At 54.7% G+C, this 10,097-nt stretch carries 5 protein-coding genes and 3 pseudogenes; 3 read left to right on the top strand and 5 right to left on the bottom strand.

The features are described 5' to 3' along the window. Positions 1-72: 72 nt before the first annotated feature. Together C7H84_RS33435 and C7H84_RS36720 are read left to right on the top strand one after the other, a co-directional pair. Positions 73-297 (top strand): annotated as a pseudogene (locus tag C7H84_RS33435) (transposase domain-containing protein); the annotation flags it as partial. A 677-nt stretch (positions 298-974) separates the two neighbouring features. Further along, on the top strand, positions 975-3,749 hold the full coding sequence (locus C7H84_RS36720) for a hypothetical protein (protein WP_162999455.1): 2,775 nt from the start codon (positions 975-977) through the stop codon (positions 3,747-3,749). Positions 3,750-4,190: 441 nt separating this feature from the next. On the opposite strand, the pseudogene C7H84_RS33440 reads toward C7H84_RS36720, so the two are convergent. Together C7H84_RS33440 and C7H84_RS33445 are read right to left on the bottom strand one after the other, a co-directional pair. Beyond that, positions 4,191-4,357: pseudogene (locus C7H84_RS33440) on the bottom strand (IS3 family transposase); the annotation flags it as partial. 31 nt (positions 4,358-4,388) lie between these two features. Next, positions 4,389-5,411, bottom strand: coding sequence for an IS30 family transposase (locus tag C7H84_RS33445; protein WP_121862822.1), 1,023 nt, complete (start codon positions 5,409-5,411; stop codon positions 4,389-4,391). Positions 5,412-5,460: 49 nt separating this feature from the next. Here C7H84_RS33445 and C7H84_RS33450 point away from each other — a divergent pair. Next, a pseudogene (locus C7H84_RS33450) lies at positions 5,461-5,627 on the top strand (IS3 family transposase); the annotation flags it as partial. A gap of 170 nt (positions 5,628-5,797) precedes the next feature. Here the strand turns inward: C7H84_RS33450 and C7H84_RS33455 are convergent. The 3 genes from C7H84_RS33455 to C7H84_RS33465 form a co-directional block, all read right to left on the bottom strand. Then, entirely contained in the window at positions 5,798-7,387 is a 1,590-nt protein-coding gene (locus tag C7H84_RS33455; protein ID WP_121862823.1) for an amino acid adenylation domain-containing protein, read from the bottom strand. A gap of 660 nt (positions 7,388-8,047) precedes the next feature. Continuing rightward, a complete protein-coding gene (locus tag C7H84_RS33460; protein ID WP_162999456.1) occupies positions 8,048-8,449 on the bottom strand; it encodes a GNAT family N-acetyltransferase in 402 nt (133 codons plus the stop codon). 33 nt (positions 8,450-8,482) lie between these two features. Continuing rightward, positions 8,483-9,739 carry a pyridoxal phosphate-dependent aminotransferase family protein gene (locus C7H84_RS33465; protein ID WP_121862825.1) on the bottom strand — a complete coding sequence of 419 codons (1,257 nt, stop codon included), beginning with the start codon at positions 9,737-9,739 and terminating at the stop codon, positions 8,483-8,485. Between the last annotated feature and the right edge of the window lie 358 nt (positions 9,740-10,097).

Genomic DNA, 10,097 nt, shown 5'->3' on the forward strand with positions numbered 1-10,097 from the left:
AACGGATGCCAGCGATAATGGGCTTCAACTTCCTGCCCGATATGGGCAGAATGAACGCGAGCTTGCTCTCGGAGGTCGAACTATCTGTTCGCCGGCGCCGGCTCCGGTGGCAAACGTGCCGCCGCGATGTACAGCCTGATTGGCACGGCACGCCTGAACGGCCTCGATCCCGAGGCGTATCTCGCCTACGTGCTCGAGCGCATCGCCGACCATCCGGCCAACCGCGTCGACGAACTGCTCCCGAGGAACGTCGCGCCATCGCTGCCGCCTACTGCTCGCGTCGAGCCCATCCGGTAGCGTCGCGGAGCTCCGCAGTTAACAACCTGCACTACGGTACTGCTCGGGCGCTTACCAACATGCGGGCGAGTGTGAAGATTCAATGGAAGGGCAGTCCGACGACCGCCGAACTGGCCGATATTGGTCGGCGAAGCCGCTCGACGTCACGGCCGGACCGTGGTGTGCGCGCTCACCGTGGTGGTGCCAAATCTGGACCAGTTCGGCGAGAGCGACCTGCACGCCGTGACGCGGGTGGCCCGGCAGGTCGTGTGGGCGACAGCGGCGGTGAGGTGAGTGCGCAGGTGCTGCCGCGCAAGCGGGCAAGCAAGTGGCGAGCGGCAAGCTGTTGCCGTCCGTCAGGTGCACGGAGACATGCTGCTTGGTCGAGACATTCAGCTCCCGGGCCGGGCGAGTTTTTCGGCGGTGTGTGCAAAGGTGCATGAGCGCAGGACCGGGGCAGCAAGCTCTACCTGCGATCTCGAACCCCGAGGCGCCGCCGGATGCATCGGCCGTCCATACCCAGTTTCGTCACAAATTCGCCCTGCTGTTCGTCCCGACCAAATGTACGGTTGTGGAGCATGGCCGTGCACGAAATCGGCAAGCGCTCTGCTGAGCAAGCCGCGACCATTCCCGCTCACGCGGACGTTCCGTCCCCTTCGCGATAACCGCCGACCCACTGCGGCAAGGAGAGATCACTCGTGTTTACCATTCGACCTGGTACGAACCGTCAGCGGCTCGATTCCCAGACCGAGACGGAGACAATGCCCGGAGAAATGCGCGCAGCGCATGATGCGCATGAAGCGCTAGCGGCCTATCGCGTACACCCGCGAAGTGCAGCCATCCTGCTCAAAATAGCAGCGGCGCCCGCATTGGAACGGCTGGGGCTGGATTCGGTCGCACAGGAAACCGGTTGCGCTCACATGCCTCACGACGTCCTAGGCCTCTGGACTTCGGGACATCAGTCCTGCATTGATGCAATTCGCGAGTTGGTTGCGCGGACATACAGCGAAAACGAGATATTTCGGCGGCTGGCAAACCATCGCGTGGCGCAAGTCACGGGAAACTCACAACTGCACCCCAAACCCATCCTGATGTGGGCAAACGATTACGGATGGGAATTAGCGGACAACGGCTCGAAGTTCGTGGCGCTGAGGCATGATGGATGGGGCAACCTTATTCCGCCCGCTGATGGTTCCAGCATTGAACGGGCAGTCATCCAGACATTGATACAGGACATTACTGGGTTGCCTCGGGACCACCCAGCGGTGACGCAGTACACGAACCTGATCATGGCCGGGCCGCCATGGTATGAACGACCGATCGGTCCTCCCTCCGGCGCCGCACCGGCCGTTCAGTATGACGGAAGCTCGACACTCACGAACCCTGCGCTAGGTTACATGGAAAGCGGCGCACAATTCCGGCCCGCGTACAACTTTGCGTCTCCAACTAGCGCGTTCCTTCCTTCATGGTCCGGCATCAACGCAGGCGTCGCGCACGCAGACGGCGCACCGCTATCCCAAGCGCTTGATGCACCGGAGATTGATGCGGGGCTGGAATTTGACGGCTTCGACTCGCTTGAGGCACTCGAGTCAGCGACCGTCATCACTGGCACCGGGTATGACGGACTACCTTTGCTGGGTCCGACGCAAAGCGATCCCGACGTCAATACCCCTGGATTTCCGTATGCCGATGCGCCGTCATTCCCGCCGCACTGGCCAACTGTCCAGGCGCAATACACGACGGGACCGTTTGAATCGAGCCAGTTCCACGTAAGTGAATCTCCGGCGACGTGGACTTCCAGTGATTTTTCCGCAAGCGCGGATGCGCCGCAGTGGTCCGACGGCACGGGCACGGTATCCAAGCTTCAATCGGGCTTCACGTCACACGTGTTCGCTCCGCTCGAGTCGTTCGCACAACCGGCGGACGTCGCGAGCGGGACGACGCTTGGAGCGCTCCCTTGGGTGGAAGCAATACCGACTGAGGCGGCGACTGCAAACGTTTATGCTCTGCCGGATGCGATCGGTGCCTGGCCTCCCCCTTTCTGGCCAGCGGCGTTGCCCGCAAGTGGAGCCACGCAACCGTTGCAGGCATATGGCAATGAAGCGGAACCGCTTATGGCAGCGTCTGGCGAGAATCGTTCAAGCAGGACGGCAGCGTCGCAACCGTGGCCACATACGGCTATCCACGACCAAGAGCCAAGCCTGAACTGGCCGGCACAACAAGATCATCTTGGTGTACCGGCGACTGGGCATTCATTGCCCCCGGTCGACATGATGCCGACCAGTGGTGACGCAACCATACGACAGCTGCTGGAGCACGTAGCAGCTGCAAGGCAGGACACCACCGACGATTTGGCCAATTTGAGATACGTGACTAGCACGGTACGCCAGCAACTGCTTTCCTGGGGCTATACGGATCATCAGATCCGCTTGATTGACAATGGTCACGGCCGGGAAAAGGGACCGGAATCCGTGCGCAGGTACCATAGCCGGCTACGTGGGCAAGACTACACTTGCCAGCAGATCGCAGAACTGGCCGCCCTGCAGTACCCTTACGGAATATGTGAGGCCATTATTTGGTATGACCGTTTCCTGACCGGTCCCCGGCAGCCTGCCCCGGGTTCAGGCCAGCAGGCCGGGTTAGGTCTGTCGCGAGATGACGTTGTGGCAAAGGCAACGGCAAGCAAAGGACCGACCACTTTTGAAGACTGGGTCAAGTCCTCGATGCGGGCGGTGCATCACTATGTACCCGACTCCACCAAGGCTCGCACCCACATCGCGAAAGTGAAATCATTCCCACCTGCGCCTTGGAGCCCCGCCCTCGACGAGCTCCGACGACTCGAATATCCGGATGATATTCTCAACAAGATTGGCGCGCGTCGCTCGCACGCCAGATCGTTCTACAAGCTCCTTCAGGTTCACCCGGAGTTTGCAGCGCTGGAATATACACCGCGGCAAGTCGCAACCATGGCGAGCGCCAATACGCGCGTATCAGACATTTACCCGGTACTCCGACACCATCAGGCACTCATTGACCTCGGATACGACCAAGCAGCGATCACGCGACTGGCGAGTTTCCTGCCTTCACAAACGCTGGTAAGCGTCCTGACGAATCACCCGGACCTATTTAATCCGCCCACGAACGATCCTCATGGGTCGCCAGAGAATCGGCCCGGCCTCGGCCTTTCCATAGACGAAATTGTCTTGATTGCGGCGCGCCGGGCGGGATACCAGACGCTCAATAGTTTGGCAGAGCACAGTGCAGCGCTGCGTGCTTCGGGATTGCCTTTGCGAACTATCGTGAAGTTGGCGATATCCCCGAATGGCAAGGAACGCATCAGAATCGCCGCGGGTCTGCCGTCACGTCTTTCGCACAATGAGGTTCTCCGTCGAGTCGAACGACAGCTAGCCCTACAAGCACAAGCCGTGGCGGGACCTGCGCAATCGACTTCGCAACAGCATCCGGAAGGCTGACAACTTGCCGCCGGCCAATGTGTTCGTCGTCATTGAGGCCGGCGGCATTCCCTAATCGCTCCACTCCGCTACTCGTCCACGATTAGCTCGCTCCGTCCGGCTCGCACCAGGTGAAGCTCTCGTTGGTATTAAAACGGATGCGGACGGAAAAAGCCCGCCCGAAGGCGCACCCAAAGGCCCCTCGTAGGGATGATGCCGTTCAGTTAGTGCGACGTGAAAGTCGCGTAGAGGATTGTTCCGGCAATCGTAACCTACCGGTGCATGCCGAGTTGGTAACGACTTGGTGTGAAGCCACCGGAACAACGTAACCCGTTCTTTGAACGGCGCTTCGCTCGCGAGAGCGTGGTGCTTTCTGCCAACGTCGAGGCGGATGGGGTGCCAGATTGCGCAGCATGGTTAGTACATGCGAATTGACCCTGTCTCGTTTTCACGTACAGCAACTCATGCGGCAATCAAGCTGGCCTCGTAATCTACGGGGTAAGGAAGTCGATCGAGGTATGCAGGCGTTGCCGATTGTAATAGCCCTCGATCCAATCGACGATATCCAGGCGGGCGCGGGCAGGCGTTGCGTAGTGGTTCTGATAGATTCTCTCGACCTTCAATGGGCGGTTTCAAGGGCGAAGTGCAACACCTCGCGGGTTACTGAACAGGAACTCGGTCCGTGGGGTTAGCCAGAACCTGAGCGAGGATTTGCAGAGGCGTGCGCCAGTTCAGCGTGGCGGGCGGTCGCGTGTTGAGGTTGTCAGCAATCTCGTCGAGGTCCTCTTGAGAGTAGACGGACAGATCGGTGCCCTTGGGCAAGTACTGGCGCAGCAGGCCGTTGGTGTTTTCGCACGTGCCGCGCTGCCAAGGGCTGTGCGGGTCACAGAAGTAGACGCGCACGTTGGTCGCGGCCGTCAGTTCGGCAAGTCGGGCCATTTCGCGACCTAGATCGTAGGTCAGGGTTTGACGCAGCGGCTTGACGAGCGATCGCAGTTTGGTCGTGAAGGCGGCGAGCACCGATGCAGCAGTCGCATCGGGCATCTTGGCCAGCAGCACGGCGCGGCTCATGCGTTCGACGAGCACGGCCACGGACGACTTGTTTTCTGCGCCCTTGATGAGGTCGCTTTCCCAGTGGCCCGGCATGAGGCGGTCGTTGATCTCGGGCGGTCGAACGTGAATGCCGACCATGTCGGGAATCGCCCCCCGCCGATCGGTGCCGCGCGATCGCGGCAGGCGCTTGTTGCGGTGCTGGCGCAGGCTGGCAATCAGTTCGCGGCGCAACTCACCGCGAGGCTGGGCGTAGATGGCGCTGTAAATCGTTTCGTGGGACACGTGCAGGCTCGGATCGTCGGGGAAGGTGCGCTTCAGGGTAGCTGCAATCTCCTGCGGCGACCACTGGGGTTCGCGCAAGCGCTGGCAAACGACTCCCCAAAGAACCGAATCGGGGGCGAGCTTCAACGGCGGTCGGGCGGCCTGCCGTCGGGCGTTGCGAGACGCTTGGGCTACACGTGGGCAGTACAGACCGTTGGTCTGCGCGTTGCGGGCCAACTCGCGACTCAACGTCGAGCGTGCACGATTGAGCTTGCGGGCGTTCGCCCGCAAGCTCAATCCCTCGTCCCGCCAGAAATCGATTCGCATACGTTCTTCAGGTTGCAGTTGTTGGTACGTGCTCTTTGCCATTCGCGGAACTTTACCGGCTGGCGAGAGTGTTGCAGTTCAGATTTGAGGCCGCCCATTGAAGGTCGAGAGAATCTATCAGAACCACTACGCAACGCCTGCCCGCGCCCGCCTGGATATCGTCGATTGGATCGAGGGCTATTACAATCGGCAACGCCTGCATACCTCGATCGACTTCCTTACCCCGTAGATTACGAGGCCAGCTTGATTGCCGCATGAGTTGTACGTGAAAACGAGGCAGGGTCATAAGGGCGCTGGAGAAGCAGCACGAGCCGTAAAAGACTCACTGGAAATTACCGGGTGCTCGCCGTGTCGCTGCGCATCTTGCCGAAGATATCCGACGTGTTCGCAGAAACACGGATCCAAAATAACCAAATGTCTATTGCAAGCTATTCTTGAAGACGCATACGATCAATCTTTCCAGAGGATGTCTTTGGTAACTCATCATATTCAATAAAGGCGGACGGAATTTTGAACGACTGCAACTCGGACCTCAGGATATTAGTGGCTGCTCGGATGTCGAATGCCATATTAGTCTTCAGCGAGTAATGGCACACGATTTGCTTTTTCCCTCCACGATCCTCGATCGTAATGCATGATTCGTAGAAGGACGGAACCTTCGCCAAGGCTTCTTCAATCTCACCAGTCTCAACTCGATATCCGTTGACTTTGTACATATGGTCTTTTCGTCCCCTGTAGTACAAGAGTCCATGCTCGTCACGATAACCATAGTCGCCTGTTTTCCAATACTTCGCCGGATATGGATGGAATGGGCTATCCGCTTGACAACTGGACGTCAAATCAGGGCGGTTCAGATACCCAGGTGTAACGGTCCCCCCTCTGCACCAGAGTTCCCCGATTTCATTGGGCTCGCACTCTCTCTTTCCATCCTCCGACACCACAATTATTTCGGTGTCGTCGACAGTTCTTCCTAGCGGGATAACATTATTTTTTAGATCGTCGTGGGTCACCCAGTGATATGTGACAATATTGGTTTCCGTAGGACCATAAATATTGGCTACCTTAGTATTGGGAGCTGCGAGCATAATTTCAGCCAGTTTGGCGACCGGAAAAGGCTCGCCAGCATACATAATCGTCCGAAGGTGATTGGAAGAGGAAAAAAGATTTCCTTTCTCGCGAAGCGTTATCAGTGTCGAGGGCGTTGTGTAAAGTATTGTGGCGTGCTCGCGTTCCAATAGTCGGACATATTCGGTATGTTTGACGTCACCCTCTCTCTCGCTATTCCAATCGTAACAAATCAATGTTGCGCCAACGCTCAGCGTATTGAAGATATCAAATACCGAGAGATCGAATTTCAATGGAGCCCTCGACATCACTCTGTCACTTTCGGTTATCTGAAATTCCGCACTCATCCAGTCCACAAACGTGGTGGCGTTTCGATGGCTTAGCATGATTCCCTTTGGTTCACCAGTCGAGCCAGAGGTATGCAATATATAGGCTAGATCGTCAGATGGAAATCTTGAGGATTTTGTTGCGTTTGCTACTTGATGCTTGATGGTGCGACATGGAGTGCTGGATTGATGTTTTGCATCTTGAACTTCAAAAATGAGATCAGTGTCGAACGTAATAATCGCTTGGAGGCCGCACTCTAGCAGGGGCTTGTGAAATTTTTTCAGCAGAGACCGATCAACGACAACGATTTCAAGTCCGGTCGTCTTTATGACCTTGGCGAGCTGGCTATCAGAGTAGAGTGTATCCAGCGGCACATATGTCTTCCGAGATTCCAGAATTCCGAGGACAGCAGCAACAGCTGGTGCATTAACATGCGAAAGAATACCGATAAATGTTCGTCCGGATGGGGTGTCGCAGCTTATCCGTAGGAGAAGCTCCATGAGCCGGACTGACGCATCGCTTAGTTGCTGGTAGCTGGTAACGCATCCATGCTCGTCGACGATTGCCGCATTATGCGGATATTTTCTTGCACAATCGTAAAATGAGTCTTGCAACAATTTATACATGATGAGGACCTTTTTCGAGGCGCTTGTTAAGATACTGTTGCGATTTCGAAGAGATTTGGCTCCGTGATTCTTTTGAATTGTTTGTGAATCCGGGGCCCGATATCGCCCAAAGATCGATTGCGATCAAAAATGGCGGATACGTCGATGTTCGTTTGATTATTTTCGATGACAGATGAGTAGTAGTCAGAGAAATTTTTTAGTGAAGTGTAGCTTCTGCTCCATGTGGAATTGATTAGAATGTCTCCGCTTACGAGGTTGTTTTCGATCTCGTTAATGTTGATGTGTGCTATAACGTTAAACCAGAATAGTAGCGTGTAATTTTTGTTGCGATTTCTATGCTTTAAAAATGACTCAATTGTTTGGCGGGTGATTCGTGGCTCGTTGGTGTCAACATGCGGATCGACGCCGACGTAAGAGTATCCATTTTGTGTAATTAATTCATAATAGGCTAGATTTGCGCAGCCAACTACAATGATGCTATTGGATCGATCTAATTGGCTTAGCGTGCTCTCAATAAAGGTGCGCTCATTCCTAAGGAATTCGGCGGCGGCCAGCTTGCATTTCGGAATAAGCATTCGATTGAATATGCTTGATGATAAGGGGCTGTTGTAGGTGCTCCTTGAAAGAGATGTTCGCTCCATTTTTCCATGCGCAAAATGCCTAGTATTTTTGCAGTTGTTCATATGGGAGTGACATTCCGGGTCCAAGTGAGGGTGTGGGTCGAGAAACAAAGCCCAGCCGGCGATAGAACAATTCCTGGTCTGGTACGGACATGGCATACACGTCCGATTCAGGAGTTGAATGATCTTTGATATGGCTAAGTAGTTTCAGCATAATTTTGGCTCCAATGCCATATCGGTGTTGAAAATCTGGATGGACCATGATGTCCATGATGGTGAAGGCGAGATGACCGTCACCTACGACCCGGCCGGCTCCTACCACCATCTCGCCACGATGGGCGGAACAAACGAATAGGGAATTTTTCAGTGCAAAATAAGCTGATATTTGGGTTGGAACGGTCCAGCCAACGGATTTTCTCAACGCATTGTATTCGGAAGCCATGAGGGAATTGGTGCAATAAGTGGTTCCCATGGTTCAGTTGGCGTTGGTTGGGAGTAGCATATCGGCATGATCGCGGAACGCCTTGATCACGTGATCAATTTGCCACTTTTCATGTTTCGCTGTAACGGTGAGTCGAATGCATTCTTTTCCGCGTGGCATTGTCGGATAAGGGCATGATGTAACGAAGATACCGTAATCGTGATATAGGATTTTAGAAAACGCAGTCAGGACATTAGTGTCTGAAATTTTAATTGATACAATCGGAAAGTAATTGTCGTTAAAGGTATCGAATCCGGCCTCGGTTAGCCCGGAAATCAGTGCGCTGGTCAAGGAGTGGGTGAAATTCTTGAGTTGGTCTCCTTCGGATTCGAGAAGATCTAACCCTGCATTAAGAATGCCGAACGTGAAGGGAATTGGTTGTTGAGAATAGTCTAGCGGCTTGGAGAATGCCAGGAGAGTGCGCTTTAATTGGGATGAAACGCCAGCAAACGCCATCGCTGCCCCCATATTTTTTGCTGTTCCGGCCACGTATAGAATATTCTCGTATGAGAGATCTAGGTGTTTCACAATACCAGATCCATCTCCGTAGGGATTTTGACTATTCGTGCGTGACCCAAGCAGACCAAAACCATGTGCATCGTCAACAAAAAGGATGGCGTTATACTGGTGTGCCAGCTGTTGCAACTCGGTTAGTCTGGCGTAATTGCCGGTAATGCTATAAACGCCGTCCAAGCAGATCATTTTGTGACGTGCGTTTTGATGAGATTTTAGAACATCTTCGAGCTGATTTAGGTCGTCATGCTCAAAACTGCGAAGGATGGCTCCTTTGTCTCTGGCGAGTTGGGCTCCGTGGAACATGATCGCATGCGCACACTTGTCCATTACGATCAAATCTCCGCGCTCAATAAGTGCGGGGATTATGCCAATGCATCCGAGAAAGGTATTTGTGACAATTAGTGCGTCTTCCGCGCCAATGAAGCGTGCCAGCCGGTCCTCTAGTTCGGTGCAAATTTTATAGTAACCGGTGAGGCGAGCACGTCCGGTATGGAGTCCATATTCCTTTGTTGCCTGCAGTGCTTGGGGCAATAGCTCATCCTGCCTCTTGTCGAAGCCTAGATAGTTTCCCGATGCGAAGTCGATAATTCGTTGGCCGCGCGTATCGACAAACACACGGTTTGCTGATTTTGACATGCTCACGTCGTATTGTGAGGATTCGTTAAGCAGTCTATAAAGATCTCTGCGCGGACCAGCATGAATATTTTCGCTCATCAGATTCAATAGCGTGTACATCGGAAGTTCCTATAATGGCGCGGTTCTCGGTGATGCAAGCCCGGGCTGCGTTGCTATGAACGGCATTCTCAAGGAAATGCAGGCTAGGCGGCACTCTTGCTTTGTATCTGTTTGATTGTGCGTTTTGCTTGCAAAATTGGCTTGTCGGTCAGCCATCGAAAAATGGGCGCGAATTGATAGTCGGGTGGTGCTGGTCACGCAATATTGATGGAATCGGTTTCCTTCGATGAGCGTGAGCCTTATGCCTCTTCCCCAAATTTCACAAGCGACGCGTGCAGGTACGGTGAGCCGGTCCACCCAGACGGACCCGCGACGCAATGCCGATCCGGACGTCGACCGCTTGCGTGCGCTCGACTAT

The sequence above is a fragment of the Burkholderia sp. Nafp2/4-1b genome (assembly GCF_003635165.1).
In the GTDB taxonomy this organism is placed as follows: domain Bacteria; phylum Pseudomonadota; class Gammaproteobacteria; order Burkholderiales; family Burkholderiaceae; genus Burkholderia.

Coding starts and splice junctions, on each gene's coding strand:
- C7H84_RS33445 (WP_121862822.1), bottom strand. CDS start 5,411: ATGGCAAAGAGCACGTACCAACAACTGCAACCTGAAGAACGTATGCGA.
- C7H84_RS33455 (WP_121862823.1), bottom strand. CDS start 7,387: ATGTATAAATTGTTGCAAGACTCATTTTACGATTGTGCAAGAAAATAT.
- C7H84_RS33460 (WP_162999456.1), bottom strand. CDS start 8,449: ATGGCTTCCGAATACAATGCGTTGAGAAAATCCGTTGGCTGGACCGTT.
- C7H84_RS33465 (WP_121862825.1), bottom strand. CDS start 9,739: ATGTACACGCTATTGAATCTGATGAGCGAAAATATTCATGCTGGTCCG.